Origin of the sequence: Micromonospora sp. NPDC005413, from assembly GCF_040606435.1 — a bacterium.
GTDB lineage: Bacteria > Actinomycetota > Actinomycetes > Mycobacteriales > Micromonosporaceae > Micromonospora.
On record NZ_JBEXEV010000003.1, the window covers coordinates 1 to 24,733 of the forward strand.

The 24,733-nt window shown below is 72.0% G+C and carries 26 protein-coding genes; 12 read left to right on the forward strand and 14 right to left on the reverse strand.

Features of this window, described 5'->3' with window-relative positions:
• Nucleotides 1-120: 120 nt before the first annotated feature.
• A complete protein-coding gene (locus tag ABZS37_RS05825; protein ID WP_355165930.1) occupies nt 121-669 on the reverse strand; it encodes an HIT domain-containing protein in 549 nt (182 codons plus the stop codon).
• A 130-nt stretch (nt 670-799) separates the two neighbouring features.
• Here ABZS37_RS05825 and ABZS37_RS05830 point away from each other — a divergent pair, with 130 nt between their 5' ends.
• Complete coding sequence (locus ABZS37_RS05830; RefSeq protein WP_355165932.1) at nt 800-1,540, forward strand: D-Ala-D-Ala carboxypeptidase family metallohydrolase; 741 nt, start codon at nt 800-802, stop codon at nt 1,538-1,540.
• Nucleotides 1,541-1,830: 290 nt separating this feature from the next.
• On the opposite strand, the gene thrS is transcribed toward ABZS37_RS05830, so the two are convergent.
• A complete protein-coding gene (thrS, locus tag ABZS37_RS05835; RefSeq protein ID WP_355165934.1) occupies nt 1,831-3,840 on the reverse strand; it encodes a threonine--tRNA ligase in 2,010 nt (669 codons plus the stop codon).
• A gap of 215 nt (nt 3,841-4,055) precedes the next feature.
• Here thrS and ABZS37_RS05840 point away from each other — a divergent pair, with 215 nt between their 5' ends.
• Nucleotides 4,056-5,078, forward strand: coding sequence for a DUF1775 domain-containing protein (locus ABZS37_RS05840; protein WP_355165936.1), 1,023 nt, complete (start codon nt 4,056-4,058; stop codon nt 5,076-5,078).
• Between the two features lie 97 nt (nt 5,079-5,175).
• Here ABZS37_RS05840 and ABZS37_RS05845 read toward each other — a convergent pair whose 3' ends face one another.
• The gene (locus ABZS37_RS05845) at nt 5,176-6,168 is read right to left on the reverse strand and encodes an ADP-ribosylglycohydrolase family protein (protein WP_355165938.1); all 993 of its coding nucleotides are present in this window, start codon (nt 6,166-6,168) and stop codon (nt 5,176-5,178) included.
• A 73-nt stretch (nt 6,169-6,241) separates the two neighbouring features.
• Between ABZS37_RS05845 and ABZS37_RS05850 the strand changes: the two genes are divergently transcribed.
• Nucleotides 6,242-6,931, forward strand: coding sequence for a response regulator transcription factor (locus ABZS37_RS05850; protein WP_030489108.1), 690 nt, complete (start codon nt 6,242-6,244; stop codon nt 6,929-6,931).
• A gap of 29 nt (nt 6,932-6,960) precedes the next feature.
• Entirely contained in the window at nt 6,961-8,364 is a 1,404-nt protein-coding gene (locus ABZS37_RS05855; protein ID WP_354993783.1) for a HAMP domain-containing sensor histidine kinase, read from the forward strand.
• A 271-nt stretch (nt 8,365-8,635) separates the two neighbouring features.
• Here ABZS37_RS05855 and ABZS37_RS05860 read toward each other — a convergent pair whose 3' ends face one another.
• Both ABZS37_RS05860 and ABZS37_RS05865 read right to left on the reverse strand, forming a co-directional pair.
• Nucleotides 8,636-9,661 carry an adenosine deaminase gene (locus tag ABZS37_RS05860; RefSeq protein ID WP_355165940.1) on the reverse strand — a complete coding sequence of 342 codons (1,026 nt, stop codon included), beginning with the start codon at nt 9,659-9,661 and terminating at the stop codon, nt 8,636-8,638.
• Nucleotides 9,658-10,452, reverse strand: a complete 795-nt coding sequence (locus tag ABZS37_RS05865) for a trans-aconitate 2-methyltransferase (RefSeq protein ID WP_355165942.1) — start codon at nt 10,450-10,452, stop codon at nt 9,658-9,660. The genes ABZS37_RS05860 and ABZS37_RS05865 overlap by 4 nt, the downstream gene beginning before the upstream one ends.
• A gap of 83 nt (nt 10,453-10,535) precedes the next feature.
• Between ABZS37_RS05865 and ABZS37_RS05870 the strand changes: the two genes are divergently transcribed.
• Both ABZS37_RS05870 and ABZS37_RS05875 read left to right on the forward strand, forming a co-directional pair.
• A complete protein-coding gene (locus ABZS37_RS05870; RefSeq protein ID WP_355165944.1) occupies nt 10,536-11,519 on the forward strand; it encodes an aldo/keto reductase in 984 nt (327 codons plus the stop codon).
• An 88-nt stretch (nt 11,520-11,607) separates the two neighbouring features.
• A complete protein-coding gene (locus ABZS37_RS05875; protein WP_355165946.1) occupies nt 11,608-11,802 on the forward strand; it encodes a hypothetical protein in 195 nt (64 codons plus the stop codon).
• A gap of 131 nt (nt 11,803-11,933) precedes the next feature.
• Here ABZS37_RS05875 and ABZS37_RS05880 read toward each other — a convergent pair whose 3' ends face one another.
• The 7 genes from ABZS37_RS05880 to ABZS37_RS05910 form a co-directional block, all read right to left on the reverse strand.
• On the reverse strand, nt 11,934-12,137 hold the full coding sequence (locus ABZS37_RS05880; RefSeq protein ID WP_088962828.1) for a cold-shock protein: 204 nt from the start codon (nt 12,135-12,137) through the stop codon (nt 11,934-11,936).
• Nucleotides 12,138-12,422: 285 nt separating this feature from the next.
• A complete protein-coding gene (locus ABZS37_RS05885; protein WP_355165948.1) occupies nt 12,423-12,695 on the reverse strand; it encodes a DUF4235 domain-containing protein in 273 nt (90 codons plus the stop codon).
• The gene (locus tag ABZS37_RS05890) at nt 12,692-13,066 is read right to left on the reverse strand and encodes a DUF3618 domain-containing protein (protein WP_354993789.1); all 375 of its coding nucleotides are present in this window, start codon (nt 13,064-13,066) and stop codon (nt 12,692-12,694) included. The genes ABZS37_RS05885 and ABZS37_RS05890 overlap by 4 nt, the downstream gene beginning before the upstream one ends.
• A complete protein-coding gene (locus ABZS37_RS05895; RefSeq protein WP_354993790.1) occupies nt 13,063-13,497 on the reverse strand; it encodes a phage holin family protein in 435 nt (144 codons plus the stop codon). Before ABZS37_RS05895 ends, ABZS37_RS05890 begins: the two co-directional genes overlap by 4 nt.
• A 293-nt stretch (nt 13,498-13,790) precedes the next feature.
• Nucleotides 13,791-14,978: a mechanosensitive ion channel domain-containing protein gene (locus ABZS37_RS05900; protein ID WP_355165950.1), complete on the reverse strand. Its 1,188-nt coding sequence runs from the start codon at nt 14,976-14,978 to the stop codon at nt 13,791-13,793.
• A gap of 83 nt (nt 14,979-15,061) precedes the next feature.
• The gene (locus tag ABZS37_RS05905) at nt 15,062-15,883 is read right to left on the reverse strand and encodes a DUF1206 domain-containing protein (protein WP_355165952.1); all 822 of its coding nucleotides are present in this window, start codon (nt 15,881-15,883) and stop codon (nt 15,062-15,064) included.
• A gap of 59 nt (nt 15,884-15,942) precedes the next feature.
• Nucleotides 15,943-16,287 carry a hypothetical protein gene (locus ABZS37_RS05910; protein WP_355166502.1) on the reverse strand — a complete coding sequence of 115 codons (345 nt, stop codon included), beginning with the start codon at nt 16,285-16,287 and terminating at the stop codon, nt 15,943-15,945.
• 117 nt (nt 16,288-16,404) lie between these two features.
• Here ABZS37_RS05910 and ABZS37_RS05915 point away from each other — a divergent pair, with 117 nt between their 5' ends.
• Complete coding sequence (locus tag ABZS37_RS05915; RefSeq protein WP_355165954.1) at nt 16,405-17,631, forward strand: cysteine desulfurase-like protein; 1,227 nt, start codon at nt 16,405-16,407, stop codon at nt 17,629-17,631.
• Complete coding sequence (locus ABZS37_RS05920) at nt 17,628-17,915, forward strand: GNAT family N-acetyltransferase (RefSeq protein WP_355165956.1); 288 nt, start codon at nt 17,628-17,630, stop codon at nt 17,913-17,915. The genes ABZS37_RS05915 and ABZS37_RS05920 overlap by 4 nt, the downstream gene beginning before the upstream one ends.
• A 43-nt stretch (nt 17,916-17,958) precedes the next feature.
• On the opposite strand, the gene ABZS37_RS05925 is transcribed toward ABZS37_RS05920, so the two are convergent.
• Nucleotides 17,959-19,449: a glycoside hydrolase family 3 N-terminal domain-containing protein gene (locus ABZS37_RS05925; protein ID WP_355165958.1), complete on the reverse strand. Its 1,491-nt coding sequence runs from the start codon at nt 19,447-19,449 to the stop codon at nt 17,959-17,961.
• Nucleotides 19,450-19,664: 215 nt separating this feature from the next.
• On the opposite strand from ABZS37_RS05925, the gene ABZS37_RS05930 reads away from it, so the two are divergent.
• The 4 genes from ABZS37_RS05930 to ABZS37_RS05945 all read left to right on the forward strand — a co-directional run bounded on the left by ABZS37_RS05930 (nt 19,665) and on the right by ABZS37_RS05945 (nt 23,109).
• The gene (locus tag ABZS37_RS05930) at nt 19,665-19,790 is read left to right on the forward strand and encodes a hypothetical protein (RefSeq protein WP_354993796.1); all 126 of its coding nucleotides are present in this window, start codon (nt 19,665-19,667) and stop codon (nt 19,788-19,790) included.
• 98 nt (nt 19,791-19,888) lie between these two features.
• A complete protein-coding gene (locus tag ABZS37_RS05935; RefSeq protein ID WP_355165960.1) occupies nt 19,889-20,839 on the forward strand; it encodes a TIGR03557 family F420-dependent LLM class oxidoreductase in 951 nt (316 codons plus the stop codon).
• A gap of 73 nt (nt 20,840-20,912) precedes the next feature.
• Nucleotides 20,913-22,544, forward strand: a complete 1,632-nt coding sequence (locus ABZS37_RS05940) for a RecQ family ATP-dependent DNA helicase (RefSeq protein WP_355165962.1) — start codon at nt 20,913-20,915, stop codon at nt 22,542-22,544.
• 61 nt (nt 22,545-22,605) lie between these two features.
• Nucleotides 22,606-23,109, forward strand: a complete 504-nt coding sequence (locus tag ABZS37_RS05945; RefSeq protein WP_355165964.1) for a hypothetical protein — start codon at nt 22,606-22,608, stop codon at nt 23,107-23,109.
• Here ABZS37_RS05945 and ABZS37_RS05950 read toward each other — a convergent pair.
• The gene (locus ABZS37_RS05950) at nt 23,099-24,688 is read right to left on the reverse strand and encodes an MFS transporter (RefSeq protein WP_355165966.1); all 1,590 of its coding nucleotides are present in this window, start codon (nt 24,686-24,688) and stop codon (nt 23,099-23,101) included. The two genes, ABZS37_RS05945 and ABZS37_RS05950, sit on opposite strands and share 11 nt — an antisense overlap.
• Between the last annotated feature and the right edge of the window lie 45 nt (nt 24,689-24,733).

The following is a 24,733-nucleotide window of genomic DNA, read 5'->3' on the forward strand; positions in this document are numbered from 1 at the left end:
GTCGCAGAACCAGATACCGGAGACCTCTTCAGTTGTCGATCACCGCCACGCCGTGACCTCGACCCCGCCAGCCTGACTTACGAAACACGCCTTAGCCGGACCGGCGCGGACCGGCGGCGGTCAGGACGGCCAGGCGCGGGCGAACAGGTCGCGGGTGTCGTGCAGCAACTGCGGCAGAACCTTGGTGCGGCCGATCACCGGCATGAAGTTCGCGTCGCCGCCCCAGCGCGGCACCACGTGCTGGTGCAGGTGCGCGGCGATGCCGGCACCGGCGACCCCGCCCTGGTTCATGCCCAGGTTGAAGCCGTGCGCGTTGCTCACCTTGCGGATCACCCGCATCGCGGTCTGGGTGTACGACGCCAGCTCCGTGGTCTCCGGCACGTCCAGGTCGGTGTAGTCGGCGACGTGTCGGTACGGGCAGACCAGCAGGTGCCCCGGGTTGTACGGGTAGAGGTTGAGCACCACGAAGACGTGCTCGCCCCGGGCCACCACCAGGCTCTCCTCCGGCGGCAGCTTGGGTGCTCGGCAGAAGGGGCAACCGGTCGGCTTCTCGTAGCCCTCGGCCGGGCGGTCCTCGCCGGAGATGTAGGTCATCCGGTGCGGCGTCCAGAGCCGCTCCAGGCCGTCCGCCAGGCCGCCGATGTCCGTGTGCCGTTCCGCCCCTGTCACGAGCCGATCCTACGGAGCCGCGCAGGCGGGCCGCGACACCGACCGCCGGGGAAAACTCTTCGCTGCAAGTTCTTGACGGATCAATGCCTGAACCTGAAAATCCCATGCATCCACGTACTTCCATTGATTGATGGAGAGTTACATGATCCGACGGCTCGGCAGAATCCTCGCGGCGCTCGCGCTGACCGCCGCCACCACAGTGACCGGCGTCACCCTCACCGCCGGCGCGGCACAGGCGGACGGTTGCTACACCTGGGGTCGCGCCCTGTCCCAGGGGATGTCCGGCGAGGACGTCCGGCAACTCCAGATCCGGGTCGCCGGCTACCCCGGCTACGCCGCCGTGCTGACCATCGACGGCGCGTACGGCCCGGCCACCCGGTCCGCGGTGATCCGCTTCCAGCAGGCGTACGGGCTGTCCGCGGACGGCGTCGCCGGCCCGCAGACCTTCAACCGGCTCTACGCCCTCCAGGACGACGACTGCACGCCCGTCAACTTCAGCTACGCCGAGCTGAACAAGTGCAACAGCACCTGGTCCGGCGGCGCGGTCGCGGCGAGCACCGCCCGGTTCAACGCGCTCGTGTCGATGTGGAAGCTCCAGGCCATGCGGCACGCCCTCGGCGACGTGAACATCGCGATCAGCAGCAGCTTCCGCAGCTACGCCTGCAACAGCGCGGTCGGCGGAGCGTCGAACAGTCGGCACCTGTACGGCGACGGGGTGGACCTGGTGGGGTCTCCGTCGTTCTGCCGGCTTGCCCAGCAGGCCCGCTACCACGGCTTCGGGCAGATCCTCGGCCCCGGCTACCCGGACCACAACGACCACACCCACGTCGCGGCGGTCGGCGGCTGGTCAGCGCCGAACTGCGGCGTCTGACGCCCGACCCGTACGGCCGCAGCGCGCCGTACGGCCACGGCGACCCGTCCGACCACAGCGACCCGTCCGACCACGGCGCGCTACGAGCGGGCCGCGGCTACCGGTCGCCGCAGCGGCAGAGATCGCGCTCGAACATGGATGTAGTGGCCTCCCCGTGCTGGGGAGGCCACTACATCCTGGATCGAGCGCGATCTTCGTAGGGGCCGCGACGAGACGCGCGGCCGCACGCAACGATCGGCCGCAACGCAACACACGGCCGCGACGCCGCCGCGACGCCCGGCCGCGGCTGGTTACTCGGCGGCGGCGGACGGGCCGATGTTGGTGCGGGAGGACACCACGTCGAGGACGTGGGTCACCGCCTCGGCGATCGGGACCCCGTTGCGCTGGGAACCGTCGCGGTAGCGGAAGGAGACCGTGCCCGCCGCCACGTCGTCGTCACCGGCGATCACCATGAACGGGATCTTCTGCTGCTGAGCCGTACGGATCTTCTTCTGCATCCGGTCGTCACCCGCGTCCACCTGGGCCCGGATCCCCTCGGCGCGCAGTGCCGCGACGAAACCGTGCAGGTAGTCGGTGTGGTCCTCGCGGATCGGGATGCCCACCACCTGCACCGGCGCCAGCCACGCCGGGAACGCGCCCGCGTAGTGCTCGGTGAGCACCCCGAAGAACCGCTCGATCGAGCCGAACAGCGCCCGGTGGATCATCACGGGCCGCTGCCGGCTGCCGTCGGCGGCCTGGTACTCCAGCCCGAACCGCTCCGGCTGGTTGAAGTCGACCTGGATGGTGGACATCTGCCACGTCCGGCCGATCGCGTCGCGGGCCTGCACGGAGATCTTCGGCCCGTAGAACGCCGCGCCGCCCGGGTCGGGCACCAGGTCCAGGCCGGAGGTCGCGGCGGCGGTCCGCAGCGCCTCGGTCGCCTCCGCCCAGTCCTCGTCGGCGCCGATGAACTTGGGCGAGTCGTCCCGGGTCGACAGCTCCAGGTAGAAGTCGTCCAGACCGTAGTCGCGCAGCAGGTCCAGCACGAAGCTGAGCAGCGTGGACAGCTCTCCGGCCATCTGCTCCCGAGTGCAGTAGATGTGCGAGTCGTCCTGGGTCAGGCCACGAACCCGGGTCAGGCCGTGCACCACGCCGGACTTCTCGTACCGGTAGACCGTGCCGAACTCGAACATCCGCAGCGGCAGCTCCCGGTACGACCGCCCGCGCGACCTGAAGATCAGGTTGTGCATCGGGCAGTTCATGGCCTTGAGGTAGTAGTCCGCGCCCTCCAGCTGCATGGGCGGGAACATCGTGTCCGCGTAGTAGGGCAGGTGACCGGACGTCTGGAACAGCTGCGCCTTGCTGATGTGCGGGGTGTTGACGAACTCGTACCCCGCCTCCTCGTGCCGCTGGCGGGAGTAGTTCTCCATCTCCCGGCGGATGATGCCGCCCTTGGGGTGGAAGACCGCCAGGCCGGAGCCGATCTCGTCGGGGAAGCTGAACAGGTCCAGGTCCGCGCCGAGCTTGCGGTGGTCGCGCCGGGCGGCCTCCTCCAACAGCTTCAGGTACGCCTTGAGCTCGTCGCGGGTCGGCCACGCGGTGCCGTACACCCGCTGTAGTTGCGGGTTCTTCTCCGAGCCTCGCCAGTATGCGGCGGCCGAGCGCATCAGCTTGAACGCGCCGATCAGCCGGGTGGTGGGCAGGTGCGGGCCCCGGCACAGGTCCGACCAGCAGACCTTGCCCTCCTTGGCGTCGAGGTTGTCGTAGATCGTCAGCTCGCCGCCGCCGACCTCCATCACCTCGTCGGTGTCCAGGCCCTCGCCCTTGACCTCGATCAACTCCAGCTTGAACGGCTCGTCGGCCAGCTCGGAGCGCGCCTCGTCCAGGCTGCCGAAGCGGCGGCGGCGGAACCGCTGCCCGGATTTGATGATCTCCTGCATGCGCTTCTCGAGCTTGCTGAGGTCGTCGGGCTGGAACGGCTTGTCGACGTCGAAGTCGTAGTAGAAGCCGTTCTCGATCGGCGGGCCGATGCCCAGCTTGGCCTCGGGGAAGATGTCCTGCACGGCCTGGGCCAGCACGTGCGCGGTGGAGTGGCGCAGCACGTTGAGCCCGTCGGGCGAGTCCAGGGTGATCGGCTCGACGACGGTCTCCTCGGCCGGCGCCCAGTCCAGGTCACGCAGCTGACCCTCCGGGTCGCGGACCACCACGATCGCCTTGGGGCCGTTCGCGGGCAGTCCGGCCGCGGCCACCGCGTCGGCCGCCGTGGTCCCGGCGGCGACGACGACGGGGTCGGCCACGGCGGGGGTACGGGGTGCGGACACGGTGACTCCTCCAAGCAGTACGAAACGGTGCCGATCCTCGGCTCCTGCCGATGCTATCGGTCCACCCACCCAGGCCAAGGAAGGGCACCTTCCTAACGCCGGCGGCAAGCAGGGCACTTCCTGACCGCCGGCGTTGAACCTTTTGGCGCTCACAGCCGAACTAGGAGGTGTGGCCGGAACCGGTGCCGGTCGCGTCGACACGATGGGGGCACGAGATGGCGAGCACGCACGGCGGTGGGCGCCGGCGGCGGATCGGGGCGGTGACCGCGCTGACCGCCGCCGGGCTTCTGCTCGGATGGCCCGGCACGGCGCAGGCGGCGGACGTGACGACCACCCCGACCGAGGCCCGGCAGGGCGACGCGGTACGCCTGGAGTTCACCGTGCCGGAGGAGCGGGCCGGCACGAAGACCCGCCAGATCGAGGTCCGGTTGCCGGCCGACGCCCCGGTGGCGGAGGTCTACCCGATGTCGGTGAACGGCTGGGCTCCCCGGATCAGCTCGCGCACCCTGGACAAGCCGGTGGCCGGCATCCACTCCACCGGGGTGAGCACGGTGACCACCGCGGTGACCTGGGTCCGGGTCGGCGAGAGCGAACCTGGGCCGACCCGGCTGGCGCTGTCCATGGGGCCGATGCCCCAGGTGGAGCGGCTCACCTTCGAGGTCGTCCAGACGTACGCCGACGACACGGTGATCCGTTGGGCGGACGCCACCGGTGCGCACCGGGCCCCGGTGCTGACCCTGCTGCCGGCGGCGGCGGGCGCGGCTGGCCCCGCCGGGCACGGGGGCCACGGCACCGCGGCCGACGCGGGGACCAACCCCGACGCCGGCGTCGCCGCGGAGCCGGCGAATGGTGCGGGCGACGCTGGCGAGGAGTCAGGCAGCGCCGACGGGATGCTGGCCGCCGGCCTGCTGGCCGGGCTGGGCGGCGGCGCGGCGATCGGCTGGTTGGTCAGCCGGTGGCGCCGACGCGACCCGGCCGAGGACGCGGCGCTCGCCGAGGTGATCGGCGGCGCGGACGAGGCGGCGACGCCAGCCGACCCGAACCCGAACGACCCGGGGCCGAACGACCCGACGCCGGCCAACCCGACCTCGCACGACCTGACGCCGGCCAACCCGACACCGGCCAACCCGACGTCAGCCGTTTCCACGAGGGCGGAACCGGCGCCAGCGGCGTCTGACGCCCCGGCACCGGCCGATGCGGAGCCGGCGTCCGTCCGAAACGCGGTGCGCACCGGCTGAACGGCACCAGAGCACCCATCATCAACTCCAGATCGCCGACATTGCGGCATTCCCCGCCCGGGACACCGCTAGATCGCCGATCTGGTGTCGATCATGGTTAGGGTGCCCAGGTGGGTAGCGGCTCGCGGGCGGCCAGCCACGGCTCGGGCACCCCGCCGGGCGTGCCGACGCCGGTGTACGCGGCCACCACCGCGCCGACGATGGCGGAGGTGGTGTCCACGTCCCCACCGGCCTGCACGCAGACCTGGATCGCCGCCGGATAGTCGTCGAGGTGGGTGGCGGCCACCCAGAGGGTGAACCCGACGGTGTCCTGGGCGGTCACCCGGGAGCCGTTGCCGAGCGCCGCCACCACCCGGGCCAGTGGCCGGCCGAGCAGCCCGGCCGCCCGGCTGATGCGTCGGTATACCTCGGTGCCCGGGTCGAGCGCGGCGGCGATCCCGCCGAGCAGCCGCTCCGGGGACGGCCGGTGTCCGTCGAGGCGGGCCCGGGCGGCCAGCGCGGCGGCAACAGCCACCGCGACAGCGCCGGCGATCCCCTCCGGGTGCGCGTGGGTCACCTCGGCCGAGGCCCGGGCCTGCGCCGCGGCACGGGCGGTCGAGTCCGCGAAGTACGCGCCCAGCGGGCCGACGCGCATCGCGGCGCCGTTGCCGCAGGAGCCCTGGCCGTCGAAGGCGGACGCGGCGGCCACCGGCCACGGGGTGCCGGTGCGGATCAGCCGCAGGATCAGCATCGCGCCAGCGCCGTAGCCCCGGCGCGGGGCGCACCGCTCGGCGAAGGCCAGGGCCAGCCGGTCCCGGTCGATGCCTCCGGAGTCGGCCAGCTCGGCGAGGACCGAGCAGGCCATCTCGGTGTCGTCGGTCCATTCCCAGGGCGCCGGCGGCAGTGCGCCCGCAGCGAGGTCCGGGGGCGCCGGCGGCAGTGCGCCCGTCGCGAGATCCCAGGGCGCCGGCGGCAGTGCGCCCGTCGCGAGATCTGCGGGCGCTGACCCCGGCAGGAAGTACTGCGCGCCGAGCGCGTCGCCGGTGGAGAGACCGGCGAGGCTGTCCCGGGCGAGCGCCAGGCGGGCATCGGCGAACAGGATGAACGACATCGTCGTACCAGCTTGCCCGCTTGCCAGGCACGTCGCAACGCGATCAACTTGCCAGGCCAAGTACGGTCTTGTCGTGGCCTCCGTGCTCCTGGTCGAAGACGATCACGTCGTACGCGGCGCGATGCTGCGGTCCCTCACTGACCGGGGGCACGCCGTGCACGCCGTGGGTACGGCGTTGGACGCCCTGCGTCGGGTCGCCGCGGAGACACCCGATCTGGTGGTGCTGGACCTCGGCCTGCCCGACCTGGACGGCTCGGACGCGCTGCGGATGCTGCGCGGCATCACCGACGTCCCGATCATCATCGCCACCGCGCGCGATGACGAGCAGTCGGTGGTCAAGCTGCTGCGCGCTGGCGCCGACGACTACATGGTCAAGCCGTTCACCGGGGCGCACCTGGACGCGCGGATCACCACCGTGCTGCGCCGGGCTGGCCGGGCCAGCCGGACGGTGCAGCCCGCGGTGCACAGCGTCGGCGGGCTGCGGGTGGACGTGGGCGAGCGCAGCGCCCAACTCGACGGGGAGCCGCTGGCGCTGACCCGCAAGGAATTCGACCTGCTGGCGTATCTCGCCGCACGACCCGGGCGGGTAGTGTCCCGCCGGGAACTCTTGGAGGAGGTATGGCGGCAGCCATCGGTCGGCGAGGATCAGACCATCGACGTTCACCTGTACTGGCTCCGCAGAAAGATGGGCGAGTCCGCGGCGAAGCCGCGCTACCTGCGCACCGTGCGGGGGGTCGGGTTCCGGCTGGTGGCACCGGACTGAGAACGGCGCTGGCCCTGCTCACGGCCGGCATGTGCAGTCTCGTCGCGCTCGCGTTCCTGATCCCTCTCGGGCTGAGCCTGCGTGAGCAGAGCCGCGACGAGGCGATCGCCGACGCGGCCCGGCGCAGCGCGCTGGTGACCGGCGCGCTGGCGGTGAGCACCGACCCGGCGGTCGTCGAGCGTGCCGTGGTGGCCAGCGCCGAGGGCGCACCGACCCGGCCGGTGGTGCACGGGCTGGGTCTGGACGAGTCAGCTGGTCGGGCCAGCGGCAGCGACCTGGATCGGGCGCGCGCCGACCGGCGGTCGTTGGTCGTCGACGTCGACGGCGGGGTGGTCCGGCTCGACCCGGTCGTCCTCGGCGACCGGACGGCAGTGGTCGAGGTGTTCCTCCCGGATTCGGCGTTGGGCGAGGGTGCCGGCGGCACCTGGTTGCTGCTGTTCGCGGTCGGTGCGGCGATGGCCGGCGCGGCGGTGCTGGTGGTCGACCGGGTCGCCGCCCGCGCGGTGGACTCGACCCGTGGTCTGGTCAAGGCCGCGCTCTCGATCGGCGACGGCGACGTGGGCGTACGCATCGAGCCGACGGGTCCGCGCGAGCTCGCCGAGGCCGGGTACGCCTTCAACCGGATGGCCGATCGGCTGGACGCAGCTCGCACCGATGAGCGTGAGCTGGTGGCCGACCTGTCGCATCGTCTGCGTACCCCGTTGACCGTGCTGCGGCTGGACGCGGAGGCGTTGGAGTCCGACGACACCAGCGTGGGTTCGTTCAGCCCTGCGGAGCTGGACCGGCTCCGCGGCATCCGGCGTATCCGGCAGGCGATCGTCACCCTGGAGGGTGAGATCGACGTGCTGATCAAGACCACCCGCAAGGCGGTGGCGCACGAGGCCGGGCCGGCGATGTGCGACGTCAGCGAGGTGGTCCGGGACCGGATGGTGTTCTGGGCGGCGCTGGCCGGCGACCAGAACCGGCCGCACCGGGTGAACGGCGCTCAGTTGCGCATCCCCGCGCCGGTGCCGCGGGCCGAGTTGGCTGCCGCGCTGGACGCGGTGATCGGCAACGTCTTCCGGTACACACCGCAGGGCACCGCGTTCGAGGTGGCCGTGTCCCGGCGGGACGGTTACGTGGCGATCCGGATCGACGACGCCGGCCCCGGCATCGCCAACCCGGACCGGGCGCTGCGCCGGGGAACCAGTGACCAGGGCTCGACCGGGCTCGGCCTGGACATTGCCAAGCGGGTGGCGTTGCAGGCCAACGGCTCGGTGAGCATCGACCGCGCCCGGCTGGGCGGTGCCAGCGTGGTGATGCTGCTCGCCGACCCGGAGGCGACGCCCCGACAGGTCAGCCGCTTCGGTCTGGTCGGCCGGATGGCACGCGACGCCCGGGACACGAAGGCCAGCGCACGTCGCTGGCCCCGCCAGCGCCCCACCGACGACTGACCGGGCCGGCCGGGGCTGTGCGCCGGCGCAAGTCTTCCTTAGATCGGGCTTAACGACAGTGGTGGACCGGCCGTGGGCTGACAGGATCACAGCACGAACCCACCAGTTCCACCGGCCAAGCGCACCACGCACCCACGGCCGGTGGAGCCGCGCGCGCGGCGGGAGTATCAGGTCCCCCCACACCCACGCTCCCGCCGCGCGCCCTGCTCCCCGATCCGCTCAGCCGCGTTCTGCGGCCGACCCGCTCAGCCGCGTTCTGCGGTTGATCCGCTCAGCTGGCGGCGGTGGCGAGGTACGCGTCGATCTCGGCGGTGATCCGCTGCTTGCCGGCGGCGTCGAGGAAGGACGCGGTCACCGCGTTGCGGGCCAGCCCGGCCAGACCCTCGGGGCCCATCCCGAGCAGCCGGGCCGCCACCGCGTACTCGTCGTTGAGGGTCGTGCCGAACATCGGCGGGTCGTCGGAGTTGATGGTGACCAGCAGCCCGGCCTCGACCAGTTGGGGCAGCGGGTGCTCGTCGAGGGTGGCCACCGCCCGGGTCCGTACGTTGGACGTCGGGCAGATCTCCATCCCGATCTGCCGCTCAGCCAGGTACGCGAGCAGCTCCGGGTCCTGTGCGGCGGAGATGCCGTGCCCGATCCGCTCGGCGCCCAGCTCGTTCAGCGCGTCCCAGATGGTCTGCGGGCCCGTGGTCTCCCCGGCGTGCGGCACCGAGTGCAGCCCGGCGGCGCGGGCCTGATCGAAGTAGGGCCGGAACTGCGGCCGGGGTACGCCGATCTCCGGGCCACCCAGACCGAAGCTGATCAGCCCGTCCGGGCGCTCCTCCAACGCGATGCGCAGCGTCTCCTCGGCCGCGGGCAGCCCCGCCTCGCCGGGGATGTCGAAGCACCAGCGCAGTTCGATGCCGAAGTCGGCCATGGCGCGCTTGCGGGCGTCCTCGATCGCCTCGCAGAACGCCGGCGCGGGGATGCCCCGCCGCACGTGCGAGTACGGGGTGATGGTCAGCTCCGCGTACCGGACCTGCTGGCGGGCCAGCTCCCGGGCCACCTCGTGGGTGAGGATCCAGACGTCCTCCGGGTCGCGGATGAGGTCCACGACGCTCAGGTAGACCTCGATGAAGTGTGCGAAGTCGTGGAACTCGAAGTAGTTGGCGAGCGCCTCGGGGTCGGCCGGCACGGGAGTGCGTCCCTCGTGGCGGGCGGCCAGCTCGGCAACGATCCGGGGCGAGGCGGAGCCGACGTGGTGCACGTGCAGCTCTGCCTTGGGCAGGCCGGCGATGAAGGTGGGCAGGTCGGTCACGAGTTCTCCTGGACATGGTCGCCGGTGCGGGCGACGACGAAGACGCGGCGGAACGGGAAGTACACCTGACCCTGCCGGACCGGGTAAGCGGCGGTGAGCCGTACCCCCAGCTCGGCCCGGAAGGCGGACCAGCCGGCGGTGTCCAGCGCGGCCCGGACCGGGCGCAGCGCGGTGCCCTCCATCCAGGCCAGCACCGGGTGGTCGGCGGCGGGCCGGGCGGGCAGCAGGTGCACGTAGGTAGTCTCCCAGGCGTCCACCGCGCAGCCTGCGGCGGTCAGCAGCGCCGCGTAGTCGGCCGGGTCGTCGACCGGGTCGGCACGCAGCAGCGGGGCGACCTCGGCCCGCCAGGTCGGTAGGTCAGCGACCTGGCGCAGGGCGCGATGCGATGCGGCGGCAAAGTTGCCGGGGACCTGCATGGCGAGCCACGCTCCGGCGGGCAGCTCGGCGGCCCAGCGGCGCAGCAGCTCCTGGTGGCCGGGCACCCACTGCAGCGCCGCGTTGGTGACCACCACGTCCTCGTCGCCGACCGGACGCCAGTCGCGCAGGTCGGCGACGGCGAAGTCGACGGGAGCGTCGAGGGCGGCGGCCCGGTCGATCATCTCGGGCGAGGAGTCCAGGCCGAGCACGCGGCTCGTCGGCCAGCGCTCGGCGAGGGTGGCGGTGAGCTGGCCGGGGCCGCAGCCGAGGTCGATCACCGTCCGGGGCCGCTCGGCCGGAATCCGCGCGACCAGGTCGTGGAACGGCCGGGATCGTTCGTCGCCGTAGCGCAGATAGGTCGTCGGATCCCACATCGTCGCCTCCAAACAGTACGCCCGTTATGTTTCAAGGTACGGTTCGCGTGGCACCCCGGCAAGCCGATCACTAGGCTCAGGGCATGGAACAGCGCAGCTTCAACCGGCTCGGCCGGACCGTCGGGATGGTCGGCCTCGGCGCCTGGCAGCTCGGCGCGGACTGGGGCACCGTCAGCGAGGACGACGCGATGGCCGTGCTCGCCGCCGCCGTGGACGCCGGGGTCACCTTCCTCGACACCGCCGACGTGTACGGCGACGGCCGCAGCGAGCAGCTGATCGGCCGCTTCCTGCGCTCCCGACCCGACGCCGGGCTGACCGTCGCCACCAAGATGGGCCGCCGCGTCGAGCAGCGGCCGGAGGCGTACACCCTGGCCAACTTCCGGCAGTGGACCGACCGGTCCCGGGCCAACCTGGGAATGGACACGCTGGACCTGGTCCAGCTGCACTGCCCGCCCACCGCCGTCTTCTCCTCCGACGAGGTCTTCGACGGCCTGGACACCCTCGTCGCCGAGAAGGCCATCGCCGGGTACGGCGTCAGCGTCGAGACCTGCGACCATGCCCTCACCGCGATTGCCCGACCGGGGGTGGCGAGCGTCCAGATCATCCTCAACGCGGTCCGCCACAAGCCGCTGGAGCGTGTCCTGCCGGCCGCCGCGGCAGCCGGGGTCGGCATCATCGCCCGGGTGCCGCTGGCCAGTGGCCTGCTCTCCGGCCGGTACGACGAGCACACCGAGTTCCCCGCCGACGACCACCGCAACTACAACCGGCAGGGTGCGGCCTTCGACGTCGGGGAGACGTTCTCCGGGGTCGACTTCGAGCGGGGCCTGGCCGCCGTACGTCGGCTGGCGCCGCTGGTCGACGCCGACCGCACGATGGCGCAGTTCGCACTGCGCTGGGTGCTGGACCAGGCGGGCGTCACCGTCGTCATCCCCGGCGCCCGTGACGCTGACCAGGCCCGGCGCAACGCCGCCGCGGCCGACCTGTCGCCGCTCACCGACGGCCAGTTGGCCGGCGTACGCGAGATCTACGACGAGCTGATCCGCCCGCAGGTGCACGACCGGTGGTGACCCGCGCGCCCGGGGTGCTCGCGTCGCGTCGCCCGACCGGTAATGCTGGAGGGCGGCGTGCCGCCCCGGGCGGCGGAGAGGGGACGCGATGAGGGGCTGGCTTCCGCTCACCCTCGGCCTGCTGGCGGTCGTGATCGGTGCGGTGTGGACGGTGCAGGGCCTCGGCTACGTCAGCGGCAGCGTCATGACCGACGAGAAGATCTGGGCGGTGGTCGGCCCGCTCGTGGCACTGGCCGGGCTGGTGGTGCTCTGGCTCGGCCTGCGCTCGCGCCGCCGACACTGAGCAGGCGCTCGACTGCGGAGCCCGAACCGGCCCGACACGTGGAAAGCCCCGCATCCCGGGAGGGATACGGGGCTACACAACGACCCCCTGGCCGGATCGTCCCACTGACCGGCGGGGGCCGGCCATAGTGCTCAGATGGGACGGACCTGCTCAGCCTGCGGGCCCTTCTGACCCTGAGCGATCTCGAACTCCACCCGCTGGTTCTCCTCCAGCGAACGGTAGCCGCTGGACTGGATGGCCGAGAAGTGGACGAACACGTCAGCACCCCCGCCATCGACGGTGATGAAGCCGAAGCCCTTGTCAGCGTTGAACCACTTCACGGTTCCCTGCGCCATGCGAATCTCCTTCTAAAACTCGTGGCCGTGCACGCCGTGCGGCCGATTGGCCGTTTTCGAGCAGCGGTGCCTGAGGCGGCCCCACGAAGGAGACTTCTCTCAACCCACGCCATCTCGCAACAGCGTGGAACAGCAAATCACGTACGCAAAAAGTCTGTCACGACCTCTGGAACGAATTTCTCCGACATGTGACCTGACGGATGCCTGAGATCCGCTGGGCGGCGTCCGATGCCATGCGAAAGCCCCCTTCCCATCGATGCGGAAAGGGGGCTGAAGTCGCTGTGGTCAGTCCGGCCAGCTGCCGGTCATCCGGCGGACGCTGACCGCGCCACCACGGTCCACGGCAGCCCGGACGACCGCGAAGATGGCCCCCTGCAACGCCGCGGCGGCCAGGATCTCGCCCCAGCCGCGATCCTCGTCGATCGCGTTGGGCGCCTCACCGTCGCCCGCGGTGACCTTCCAGACCTGCCGGAAGATCGCGCCAGCCACCGTGCCTGCGGCGATACCCAACAACACGCCGACCGGCCGGTACGCGACCCTGCCGATGCTCTTGCTCACCTACGCCTCCCCCGCACGATCATCAACACCACCACGGTGGCCACCGCACCGGCGGCGATGGCCGCCCATGGCACCGGGTTGTGTCGCACCAACTCGCCCTTGTCGTGCGCCTGCGCACGCACCAACTCGCCCTTTTCGTATGCCTGCGCCCGCGCCATCCCGGCGCCACGCACGGCCTGCTCACGGACCCGTGCGACGGTCTGCGCCGCCTGCTCGCGCATCCGCTCCTTCGCCTGCCCGGCGGACTCCTTGAGGCGCGCCTTGACGTCGGCCTTGGCGGCCAGCGCCTCCATCGTCTCGCCCAACTCGACCCGGGTGCGACGGATCTCCTCGCGGAGCGCCTCGGTGTCGCCGGTCCCGTTGCCCGTCATTGCCGCCCCCTGTCCTTCACCGCGGCGGTGACGGTGTCCATGTCGGCCCGGAGGCTGCGGACCGTGGCCGCCGGCACCGGCGGAACCGCCCGACTGACCTGCTTCTTGCCCACCAGGGCGAGGACGCCGGCCACCAGGAAGCAGGCCACCGCCACGATCAGCGCGGCGGCCCAGGCGGGCAACACCAGGTCGAGCAGCAGGATCGCCGTGGCGACCAACGCGCCCAGGCCGAAGAACGCCAGTGCGCCGCCGCCGCCGAACAGGCCGATCCCGATGCCTGCGTGCTTGCCCTTCTGGGTCAACTCCGCCCGGGCCAGCGCCAGTTCGTCCCGCACGAGGCGGGAGACCTGCTCGGTGGCCCGTTGCACCAACTCGGCGGTGGAGGGCTCGCTCCCATTGCGGGGTGTGCGGGCGTTCGCCACGTCAGCCATGCTGTCCTCCTTTCCTCATCACCGCGCTGTATGCCCGGAGTCGCCGCCCGTCAATCCTAAAGCGCGCCGAGCAGCTCACCGTCCCCGTTGTCCGGTCGCCGCGCCGCCAATCCGACGCTGGCCCACTCGATCGCGCCAGAGACGTCCGGCAGCAGATCCCCCACCCAAGCCCGACCAAACCTCCCACCAAACCCCAACCCCCACCGCACGCCCTCGTCGATCATGAAGTTAGCGGTGCGACACGCCGTTCCGGCCGCCGCCAACTTCATGATCACGCGAATAGGGGGGTGGGTTTACGGGCGGGTTTCTTCGGGGCCTACGAAGGCTTCGCTGCGGGCGTCGCCGTCATCACTGCCGCCGAAGACGCGCGCGTCGTCGGGCGCCTCGGTGTCGGTCGCGCGGCGGGCCGGCCGCCTCGGCTGAACCCACTGCCAGGGCAGGTTGCTGCCGGAGTCACCCAGCTCGGTGCGCATCCGGGGCATCGCGGTCGGGCGGTTGTCCCGGATCCAGGCCACCAGGTGCTCGCGGACGAGGCAGCGCAGGTCCCACAGGCTGCCCGCGTCGGCGGCGCTGACCAGCGCGCGCATCCGCACCATTCCGCCGGTGGCGTCGGTGACCTGCAGGACGCAGACCCGGCCGTCCCACAGCTCGGTGCCCTCGACCAGGCGGCGCAGTTCCTCACGCATGGTCTGCACCGGCACCGCCCAGTCCACGTCGATCTCGGCGGTGCCGAGCACCGCCGCCTCGGTCCGGGTCCAGTTCTGGAACGGCTTGCTGGTGAAGTACGAGGTAGGCAGGATCAACCGCCGGTCGTCCCAGATCTGCACGACGACGTAGCTGAGGGTCAGCTCCTCGATCCGACCCCACTCCCCCTCGACGACAACCACGTCGTCGAGCCGGACGGCATCGCTGAAGGCGAGCTGAATGCCGGCGAAGACATTGCCGAGCAGGCTCTGCGCTGCGAGGGCGGCCACCACACCGACCACACCGGCCGAGGTCAGCACACCGGCGCCGATGCCGCGCACGCTCGGGAACGTCATCAGCATCACGCCGACGGTCAGGATGACGATCATCGCGATGGTCAGCCGGCGCAGCATCACCACCTGGGTCCGTACCCGCCGGGCATGCCGGTTGTCGGGCACGTCGACCCGGAACCGGGCCAGCGCGGTGTCCTCCACCACGACCAGCAGAGAGGCGACCAGCCAGGCGGTGCTGGCGATGACGCCGAGGACGAGCAGGTGCAGCAGCAGCTGCCGCCAGCTCTCGCCCACCGCGTACCCGGTGCTGAGGCGGACGGCGAACTGCACGGCAAGGACCGTGCCCGCGACCTGGAACGGGCGGTGCGCGTGGTCGGTCAGCTCGGTCAACAGCTGCGACCGGCGGCCGAACCGCCGGGTCAGCCGGTGGACGACCTCGACCAGGAACAGGGCGACCGCCGCCGCGACGAGCGCGGCGACGGCCGTTTCGAGATAACTCTGCACGGCTTCGGTGCTTCCCTTCGACGAAGCGTCGGGCACTTCGGGCAAAAGCCCAAGAGTGCCCGACATCCTCGGAATCGACCAGCTCAGACCTTGCGGTACCGGGACTGGAGGAAGCAGTAGAGGCCGAAGGCGGCGATGCCCAGGGCGACCAGGGTCAGCAGGAACGTGCCGTACGACTGCTCGCGCAGGGTGTGCAGCGCGGCGTCCAGACCACGGGCCTTCTCCGGGTCATAGTTCACCGCCGCCACGATGACCAGCAGACCGGCGATGCCGTACGCGATGCCCTTGGCGACGTAGCCGGCCATGCCGAGGCGGCGGGCCAACTGGCGGGTCTTCGGGCTCATCTCACCGGTCTTCAGGTGCTTCTCGAACTTCTTCAGGATGCCGTAGATGACCAGGCCGACACCGATCGCGGCGAGCACCAGCCCGGCCAGGCCGACCAGCCAGCGACCGCCGCTGGAGGTCATCAGCTTCCCGGTCAGCGCCTCCTGCTGGTCGGCGCTGTTCGACCCGACGTCCCGGAAGACCTTCAAGGCGGTCCAGGCGAAGTAGAGGTAGACGACGGTGCGGCCGGCCGAGGCGACCCGTTCCATGATCCGCTCTTTGCCCCGCTCGGCGCGGTGCCCGACCGCCGCCTCCAGCGCCTGCCAGATCGCCATCGCGAGCAGGCCGACCGCGATGGCGATGACCAGGAACTTACCCAGGGGCTGTTCGGAGAGGGTACGCAGCGCGCCGGACTGGTCGCCGTCGTCGGACGACGTGCCGAACGCGATCTGCAACGCCAACCAGGCGAAGAGGAGGTGGACGATGCCGTAGCCGATGAAGCCGGCCCGGGCGAGGAGTTCCAGCCACCGGCTGTCCGCCGTTCGGGAGGCGGTGGCTTCGGCGCTACGGGTGAGTGACATGGCGCCACAATCTCCGTTTCTGAAGATTCCCAAACGTCGGCCACCGCCGCCCGTCCGGGTCAGCTGCCCGGGTTGCGCGCCACGCGAATCTTGACCTGCTGGTCGGTGACGCTGTCCAGGGTGACCGCGAAGCCCCCGGCCTCGGCGGCCTGCTGCCCGGTGGTGAGGGTGAGCTGCTCGCCGGCGACCTCGACGGTCACCTGGTCACCCTCCGCGCCGACCAGCTTGGCCTCGACGCCCAGGATGGTGGTCCGCGCGTCGACACCCCGCTCGAAGGTGACCGTGCAGGCGTCCAGACCACAGTCTGTGGAGGCGCCCTGGGAACTGCAACCGGCGAGCACGGCGAGGCCGAGCGCCAGACCGGCGAAAAGGCCGGCGGTGCGGCGAATGGGGGGCAATGACATGGTGGCGGGTCGTTTCGTCACCCTGCCAAGGGTACGAGACGCCCGCGAGGCCCGCGGCGAACGGTGATCACCCGGCGGCCGACCAGGGCGCGAGGAGCACCGGCTAGGGTCCGGGACATGCCGTTCGAGATCGCCCGCACCCGGGCCGCCTACCCCGCCCTGACCGAGGGCTTCGTCCACTTCGACGGGGCCGGGGGCACCCAGACCGCAGCTGGCGTGATCGACGCGGTCACCGACGCCATGGGGGCGGCGGTCGGCAACCGCAGCGCCGCCTTCGTACCGGGTCGCCGGTCGTTGGAGCTGGTGGCCGAGGCCCGCTCGGCGGTGGCCGACCTGCTCGGCGCCGACCCGGCCGGGGTGGTGCTCGGCCCGAGTGCCACCGCGCTGACGTACACCCTGGCCCGCACGCTCGGCGCGAGCTGGCGACCGGGCGACGAGGTGGTGGTCTCCCGGCTCGACCACGACGCGAACGTGCGCCCGTGGGTGCAGGCCGCCGAGGCGGCCGGCGCGACCGTGCGCTGGGCCGAGGTCGACCGGCACACCGGCGAGCTGCCCGCCGGGCAGTACGCCGACCTGGTCGGTGAGCGGACCAAACTGGTCGCCGTGACGGCCGGCAGCAACGCCATCGGCACCATGCCGGACGTGCCGACGATCGCCAAGATCGCGCACGCGGTCGGCGCGCTGGTCTACGTCGACGGGGTGCACTCGGTCCCGCACGGCCCGACCGAGCTGACGTCGCTCGGCGCCGACGTGCTGGTCACCAGCGCGTACAAGTGGTCCGGGCCGCACCTGGCGGCGATGGTGGCCGACCCGGCCCGGTGGGCGGCGCTGCGCCCGGCGAAGCTGGTGCCGTCCTCCGACGCGGTGCCGGACCGGTTCGAGTACGGCACCCCGAGCTTCCCGCTGCTGGCCGGCGTGACCGCCGCGGTGGATCACCTGGCCGGGCTGGACCCGGACGCGGTCGGGGACCGGCGGGCGCGGCTGCGGGCCGGGCTGGCCGCCGCCCAGGCACATGAGGAGGCACTGCTGGACCGGCTGCTCGCCGGGCTGGTGGAGCGGCCGGCGATCACCGTCTACGGCTCGCCGGCCCGGCGCTGCCCGACGGTCTCGTTCCGGGTCGCCGGAATGTCACCAGCGGCCACCCAGGAGGCGTTGGGCGCCGCCGGGTTCTGCCTCTCCGTCGGCGACTACTACGCCTACGAGTACTTCCAGATGATGGGTCTGCGCGACAGCGGCGGCGCGGTGCGGGCCAGCATCTACCACTACAACACGGCCGACGAGGTCGACCGGTTGCTCACCGAACTGGACGCAGTGACCGACGCCGCGGGGAGAATGGCCGAATGAGCACCCTGGTCGAGGACAACCCGGCGAAGCACCGCTTCGAGATCCTGGTCGACGACGCGCTGGCCGGCTTCACCGCGTACGTGCCGCGCGGGGAGGTCCTGGTCTTCACCCACACCGAGGTGGACCGGGGCTTCCAGGGCAAGGGCGTGGGCGGCACGCTGATGCGGGGCACTCTGGACGAGGTCCGCGCCCGTGGCACGAAGGTGGTGCCGCAGTGCTCCTTCATGGCCGCGTTCATCGACAAGCACCCCGAGTACGCCGACCTGATCGCCGACCTTCCGTAGGACCGATCGATCAGCGCTGGCGCGGGCGCGCCGGCAGACCGTCTCAGCGGGCGCCGGTCAGCACCTCGGCGGCGGCCCACCCACTGGCCCGGGTGGCGCCGTGGGTGGCCAGGTGCACCGCCCCGGTGACCAGCTCGGGCACGCCCAGCTCGACCACGACCGCGTCCGGCCGGGCGACCAACGCGCGTTGCACGGCGGACCGCATCCAGTCGTGCCGGTGCAGGTCGCGGACCACCAGGACCAGTGGGCGGGTGCCCGCCCCGGCGCCCGGGTCAGCCGGCACGTCGCGTTCCGCGTAGCGGACCGTGCTCGTGCCGGGCAACAGCTCGCCCAGCGGCGCGCCGACGCCCCACGGGGTCTCCGCACCGATAGCGATGTTGCGGAGCGGCTCGAACTCGACCACGTGCGCCGCGTGGGTCAGGGGCAGCGCGATCGTCGCGGTCTGGGCGGCGGTGACCCGGACGGCCCGGCGGGCGGCGACCAGGCCGACGTCGGCGGCACCGCGCCCTCCGGCCAACCCGGTGGTACGGGCGGCCACCGTCCACGCGGCGAGTTGACCGACCCGCTTGGCCGCCTCGGCGAGACGTTCCTCGGGCAGCTCACCGGAGACGACCGCCGCCACGATGGCGTCGCGCAGCTCGCGGGCCGCCTGCTCGTCGGCCCGTTCGCCGCCGATGCAGATCGCGTCGGCCCCGGCGGCGAGGGCGCGGACCGTCGCCCCGGCGAAGCCGTACCGGTCGGCGACCGCGCGCATCTCCACCGCGTCGGTCACCACCACGCCGGAGAAGCCCATCTCGTCGCGGAGCAACCCGCCCAGGATGCGCTGACTCAGCGTCGCGGGCAGGTGCGGGTCGAGCGCGGGCACCAGCAGGTGGCCGGTCATCACCGCCTGCACCCCGGCGGCCACGGCGGCCCGGAACGGGGCCAGCTCGCAGGCGTCCAGCCGGTCCCGGTCGGCGGTGATCCGAGGCAGGTCGTGGTGCGAGTCGACGCGGGTGTCGCCGTGCCCGGGGAAGTGCTTCGCGCAGGCGGCCACGCCGCCGGCCTGAAGCCCGCGGACCCAGGCGGCGGTGTGCCGCGCGACCAGCGTCGGGTCGGCACCGAACGAGCGGACGCCGATCACCGGATTCTCCGGGTTGGAGTTGACGTCGGCGTCCGGGGCGTAGTTGAGGGTGACCCCCGCCGCGGCCAGCTCGACGCCGAGGTCCCGGGCGACCGCCTCGGTCAGCTCCGGGTCGTCGACCGCGCCGAGGGCGAAGTTGCCGGGTCGGGTGCTGCCGTGGACCGACTCGAGCCGGGTGACGTCGCCGGCTTCCTCGTCGATCGCCACGATGACGTCCGGCCGCTCGGCGCGCAGCGTCGCGGTGAGCGCCGCCACCTGTGCGGAGTCGACGACGTTGCGGGCGAAGAGCACCACTGAGCCGAGGCCCTCGCCGAGCCAGCGGCACACCCACGGTGGCGGGGTGGTGCCGACGAACCCGGGTTGCAGGACGGCGGACGCGAGCGCCGGAAGGTGCCCGGTGGGCGCGCTCACGCCGCCCCCTCGTGGCGGTCGGCGTCGATCACCGGCGTCGGCGCGCCCCCGTCGACCCGCTGGTTGCGCTCGCTCATGCGGCCCCCGTACCCATCTCTCACGCGCCCTCGGCGCACCGCCACCGGCAGGCGGTCCTGCCATGGTCACACCGGGCGATTCAATAGTCAATAAACCTTACAGTTGCCCGGCGGCCCGGTCCCCGGGAGAGTGCGGGGATGAACCCCGCCCTGCTGGCCGACGCGACGAGCCCGGCCGACATCCCCGGCGTACGCCTGCTCGGCCTGGTGGTCGGCGCCCTGCTGCTGCTCGCCGCGATCCGGGCGATGTTCGGTCGGCGCTGAGCGCTACCCGCCGATCGGGGCCCGGCGAGCCGGGTGTGGCCGACGGCGGCCGGGGTACGGCTCTCCCATCAGCGGGTCCGCGTGCCGAAGGGGAAGCAATGAAGATCGGTTACTTTCTGTCCAGTGAGGAGTTCACGCCAGCCGAGCTGCTGGAGCAGGCGCGCGGTGCCGAACAGGCCGGCTTCGAGGCGCTGTGGATCTCCGACCACTACCACCCCTGGGTGGACGCACAGGGCCAGAGCCCGTTCGTCTGGTCGATGATCGGCGCGCTCAGCCAGGTCTGTTCGCTGCCGGTGACCACTGCGGTGACCTGCCCGACCCTGCGGATCCACCCGGCCGTGATCGCCCAGGCGGCGGCGACCAGCGCGGTGCTGCACGGCGAGCGGTTCGTGCTCGGCGTCGGCACCGGCGAGGCGCTCAACGAGCACATCTTCGGCGACGCGTGGCCGCAGACCGACGTCCGGATGGAGATGCTGGAGGAGGCCGTCGAGGTGCTGCGCGCGCTGTGGGGCGGCGACTTCGTCAACCACCACGGCAAGCACTACACCGTCGAGCACGCCCGGATCTACACGCTGCCCGACAGTCCCCCGCCGATCTACGTCTCCGGCTTCGGCCCGAAGTCCATCGACCTGGCCGCCCGGATCGGCGACGGCTACGTGAGCACCATGCCCGACGGCGAGATGGTCCGGCGCTTCCGCGAGAACGGCGGCGGCGACAAGCCGTGCCAGGCCGGCTTCAAGGCGGCGTACGCGGACAGCGAGGACGAGGGCATGCGGATCGCGTACGAGCGCTGGCCCAACGCGGGGGTGCCGGGTGAGCTGTCCCAGGTGCTCCCCTCACCGCGCCACTTCGAGCAGGCCGCCCAACTGGTCAAGCCGGAGATGCTGAAGGAGACGTTCGTCTGCGGCAACAGCGCCGACGCGCACCTGGAGATGATCGACCAGTACGCCAAGGCCGGCTTCGACGAGGTCTACGTGGCCAACACCGGCCCGCACTACCAGGGCCTTTTCGATCTCTACCAGCGCGAGGTCCTGCCCCGCCTGCGCTGAGCCCCGCACCGACGAGCCCATGATCGTCCGAACGTGTTTCGACGGTCGTGGGCTCGGGTACCTCCGGCCCTCGATGAAACTGTCCACGCATTCGATGACGTTGCGCCGCGCGGCCCGGAGCCTCTTCGGTTGGACCGCACTGCGGCCCAACCAGTTGGCCGCCATGCGCGCGGTGATGAAGCGACGTGACGCCCTGGTCGTGCTGCCCACGGGCGCCGGCAAGTCGGCCATCTACCAGATCCCGGCCAGTCTGATCCCCGGCCCCACCGTGGTGATCTCCCCGCTGCTGGCTCTCCAGCAGGACCAGATCGCGGCCCTCAACGAGCGCCAGCGCCCGGAGCTGCGGGCGGTGCGGATCAGCTCGAACGAGTCGGCCGCCCAGCAGGCCGAGGCGATCGCCGAGATCCGCGAGGGTCGAGCGGAGTTCCTGTTCATCACCCCGGAGCAGCTGAGCAACCCCGACCGGATGGCCGAGGTCGCCGCGCTGAAGCCCGCGCTGGTGGCGATCGACGAGGCGCACTGCATCTCGGCCTGGGGGCACGACTTCCGCCCCGACTACCTAGCGCTCGGGCACCTCATCGAGGGCATCGGCCGGCCGCCGGTGGTGGCGCTGACCGCCACCGCCTCCCCGCCGGTACGCGACGACATCATCGCCCGACTGCGGCTGCGCGAGCCGGAGGTGGTGGTCTCCGGGCTGGACCGGTCCAACCTGTTCCTCGAGGTGGCGCACTGCCCCACCGAGGACTACCGGTGGCGGCGCCTGGTGACGCTGCTGCGCGACGAGGAGCGGCCGGGCATCATCTACGTGCCGACCCGCCGCGCCGCCGAGGAGCTGGCTGCCCGGTTGACCGACGCCGACTTTCCGGCGCAGTTCTACCACGGCGGAATGGCCGCCGGCGCGCGCACGGAGCTGCACGAGGCGTTCCTCGCCGACCAGGTGCCGATCATGGTGGCCACCTCGGCGTTCGGGATGGGCATCGACAAGCCCAACATCGCCTGGGTGGTGCACATGGCGTTGCCCGACTCGCCGGACAGTTACTTCCAGGAGATCGGCCGGGCCGGGCGCGACGGGCAACCGGCCCGGGTGCTGCTGCTCTGGCAGGCCGAGGACGTGGGCCTGCAACGGTTCTTCAGCGGCGGCCTGCCCAACTCCGACGAGCTGCGGGACCTGGCCGCGCTGCTGCGCCGCAAGCCGGCCACCAAGACCGAGCTGCGTGAGACCACCGGCCTCGGGCCACGCAAGCTGGGCCAGTACCTCTCCCTGCTGGAGCAGGTCGGGGCGGCCGAGCCGCGCGCCCGGCAGCGCATCAGCGCACCGCGCTACTCCCCCGACCCGGTGGACGCCGCCGCGGCGGCACTGGCCGAGGCGGAACGCCAGCAGACGGTGACCCGGTCCCGCACCGACATGATGCGGGCCTTCGCCGAGACCAGCGCCTGCCGGGGGCAGACTTTGCTGGCGTACTTCGGCGAGCAGATGACCCAGGTCTGCGGGCACTGCGACAACTGCCACGCCGGCACCAGCGTCGCCGACCAGGGGGCGGTCGGGCCGTTCCCGGTGCACAGTCAGGTGCGCCACCCGGAGTGGGGGCACGGCATGGTGCTCGGGTACGAGATGGACAAGATGACGGTTCTCTTCGATGAGGTCGGGTACAAGACGTTGTCGGTGCGCGTGGTGTCCGAACAGGGCCTGCTGACCCTGGACTAGCCTGTCCCGGGCACCGGGCCAACCGATTGACCAAACAGAGCAGGGTGGAAGGGGCGTTGCCGTGATCGAGCAGCCGGCGTACACCGGTTTCGGTTTCTCCGACGAGGAGTGGGGGCTGCTGGTCGGCCTGCCGCAGTCGGTGCTGACCGCGGCGAGCGCCGCCGAGTCCGACGGCACCCGCCGGACCATGGCGGAGAACGCGGCCGGGTTGGAGACCATCGCCGCAGGCCGGGAGTCGGCCAGCCCGCTGGTCGTCGCCGTGGCCGGCGAGATCGTGACCCGGGTCGGCGATCCGGAGACCGGCGAGGAGTTGCCGGTCATCGCGCCCGCCGACCCGCGGGCGATGATCGACGACGTGCTGCTGCGGGCCGCCGAGGCCGCCACGCTGCTGGCCGCGCGGGTCGACGAGGGTGCGGCCGGCGCGTACAAGCACTGGCTGGTGAAGATCGCCGAGCAGGTGGTGGGCGCCGCTTCCAGCGGCGGGCTGCTCGGTCTCGGCGGCGAGTCGGTCAGCGACTCCGAGCGGCGCTTCCGCGACCGGCTCGCGCACGTGCTCAACGACTGACCGACGACAACGACGGACCGGCCGGACCGGTCGGCTCTGCGGCCAGCGCCGCGGGGTCGGCCGGCCGGACGCCGCGGAGCGCGACCAGCGCGGTCACCGCGCCCAGCAGCATCGCCACCATGGCGGCGATCGCGGCGAGGTGCAACCCGTCGGTGAACGCGACCCGCGCCGCGTGCAGCACCGCGTCGGCCAGATCCGCCGGCAGCCCCTGCGCCACCGCGAGCGCACCCCCCAGGGTCTCTCGCGCCTCGCCACTGGCATCCGCGGGCAACCCCGCCGGCAGGCCGTCGACGATCTCGCGGCGGTAGACCGCCGCGCCCACGCTGCCGAGGATGGCCATCCCCAGCGCGCCACCCAGCTCGCTGCTGGACTCGGTCAGCGCCGACGCGACACCGGCCTGCTCGGGCGGCGCCGCGCCGAGGACCAGCTCGGTGACGAGTGACATCACCATCACCAGGCCACCCGCGTAGACGCTGGCGCCGACGAGCAGCAGCCACAGCGGCGTCTCCGGTGTGACCCGAGTCAGGACCGCGAAGCCGAGCACGGCGATCCCGAAGCCCGCGCCGATCAGGTACGCCCGTTCGACGCGCTGGGCGAGTGCGGCGGCGGCCGGCGCGATTCCACCCACCGCGAGCGACGGCACCAGGCTCCACAGTGCGGCCCGCAGCGGGCTCAGGCCGAGCACCAACTGGAGGTGCTGGGTGGTGAAGATGGCGAAGCCGACCAGGGCGAACATCGCCAGCAGGTTGACCGCGAGCGACCCGGCGAAGCCACGACGGCGGAACAACGCCACATCGATCATCGGGTACGCCCGGGTCCGCTGCCGGTGCAGGAACAGCGCCCCCACCAGCAGGCCGGCGACGATGGCGAGCACCCGCACCGGGCTGAGGCCGTCGCGGGCCATCTCCTTGATGCCGTAGATCACCGGCAGCAGCGCGCCGAGCGACAGTGCTGCGCTGATCAGGTCGAACCGCCCGGTCGCCGGGTTGCGGAACTCGGGCACCAGGATCGGGGCGAGCAGGAGCAGCATCAGCATCGCCGGGATGTTGATCAGGAAGATCGAGCCCCACCAGAAGTGCTCCAGCAGGATGCCGCTGAGCACCGGGCCGATCGCGATGCCGCCGGTGAGCGTGGCGGTCCAGATGCCGATCGCGGTGCCGCGCTGCTTGGCATCGTGGAACATGTTGCGCACCAGGGCGAGCGTGGACGGCATCAGGGTGGCCCCACCGACGCCGAGCGCGGCCCGCGCGGCGATCAGCGTCGCGGCGCTGTCGGCGTACGCGGCCAGCAGCGATGCCGCCCCGAACGCGGTGGCGCCGATCAGCAGGAGGCGACGTCGGCCGATCCGGTCGCCCAGAGAGCCCATGGTGATGAGCAGCCCGGCCAGCACGAAGCCGTAGATGTCGAAGATCCAGAGCTGCTGGGCGCCGGTGGGGCGCAACTCCTCGCTGATGAACGGGACGGCGAAGTAGAGCACCGACACGTCCATCGAGACCAGGAGCAGCGGCAGCATCAGCACCGTGAATCCGATCCACTCCCGCCGGCCCGCGCGCGGTGCCGGTGTGCTCGTCGTCGTCATGATGAGCTCCCCTCTGCGTATGTCGTACGCTGTTATGCGTAGACC

What these genes read in the sequence shown, in the direction of transcription:
- ABZS37_RS05875 (WP_355165946.1), top strand. Translation starts at nt 11,608, where the DNA reads ATGAGGGGCTGGCTTCCGCTCACCCTCGGCCTGCTGGCGGTCGTGATC.
- ABZS37_RS05935 (WP_355165960.1), top strand. Translation starts at nt 19,889, where the DNA reads ATGAAGATCGGTTACTTTCTGTCCAGTGAGGAGTTCACGCCAGCCGAG.
- ABZS37_RS05930 (WP_354993796.1), top strand. Translation starts at nt 19,665, where the DNA reads ATGAACCCCGCCCTGCTGGCCGACGCGACGAGCCCGGCCGACATCCCC.
- ABZS37_RS05865 (WP_355165942.1), bottom strand. Translation starts at nt 10,452, where the DNA reads ATGTGGGATCCGACGACCTATCTGCGCTACGGCGACGAACGATCCCGG.
- ABZS37_RS05830 (WP_355165932.1), top strand. Translation starts at nt 800, where the DNA reads ATGGAGAGTTACATGATCCGACGGCTCGGCAGAATCCTCGCGGCGCTC.
- ABZS37_RS05910 (WP_355166502.1), bottom strand. Translation starts at nt 16,287, where the DNA reads ATGTCATTGCCCCCCATTCGCCGCACCGCCGGCCTTTTCGCCGGTCTG.
- ABZS37_RS05950 (WP_355165966.1), bottom strand. Translation starts at nt 24,688, where the DNA reads ATGACGACGACGAGCACACCGGCACCGCGCGCGGGCCGGCGGGAGTGG.
- ABZS37_RS05905 (WP_355165952.1), bottom strand. Translation starts at nt 15,883, where the DNA reads ATGTCACTCACCCGTAGCGCCGAAGCCACCGCCTCCCGAACGGCGGAC.
- ABZS37_RS05895 (WP_354993790.1), bottom strand. Translation starts at nt 13,497, where the DNA reads ATGGCTGACGTGGCGAACGCCCGCACACCCCGCAATGGGAGCGAGCCC.
- ABZS37_RS05940 (WP_355165962.1), top strand. Translation starts at nt 20,913, where the DNA reads ATGAAACTGTCCACGCATTCGATGACGTTGCGCCGCGCGGCCCGGAGC.
- ABZS37_RS05890 (WP_354993789.1), bottom strand. Translation starts at nt 13,066, where the DNA reads ATGACGGGCAACGGGACCGGCGACACCGAGGCGCTCCGCGAGGAGATC.
- ABZS37_RS05915 (WP_355165954.1), top strand. Translation starts at nt 16,405, where the DNA reads ATGCCGTTCGAGATCGCCCGCACCCGGGCCGCCTACCCCGCCCTGACC.
- ABZS37_RS05840 (WP_355165936.1), top strand. Translation starts at nt 4,056, where the DNA reads ATGGCGAGCACGCACGGCGGTGGGCGCCGGCGGCGGATCGGGGCGGTG.
- ABZS37_RS05870 (WP_355165944.1), top strand. Translation starts at nt 10,536, where the DNA reads ATGGAACAGCGCAGCTTCAACCGGCTCGGCCGGACCGTCGGGATGGTC.
- ABZS37_RS05880 (WP_088962828.1), bottom strand. Translation starts at nt 12,137, where the DNA reads ATGGCGCAGGGAACCGTGAAGTGGTTCAACGCTGACAAGGGCTTCGGC.
- ABZS37_RS05845 (WP_355165938.1), bottom strand. Translation starts at nt 6,168, where the DNA reads ATGTCGTTCATCCTGTTCGCCGATGCCCGCCTGGCGCTCGCCCGGGAC.
- ABZS37_RS05855 (WP_354993783.1), top strand. Translation starts at nt 6,961, where the DNA reads ATGTGCAGTCTCGTCGCGCTCGCGTTCCTGATCCCTCTCGGGCTGAGC.
- ABZS37_RS05920 (WP_355165956.1), top strand. Translation starts at nt 17,628, where the DNA reads ATGAGCACCCTGGTCGAGGACAACCCGGCGAAGCACCGCTTCGAGATC.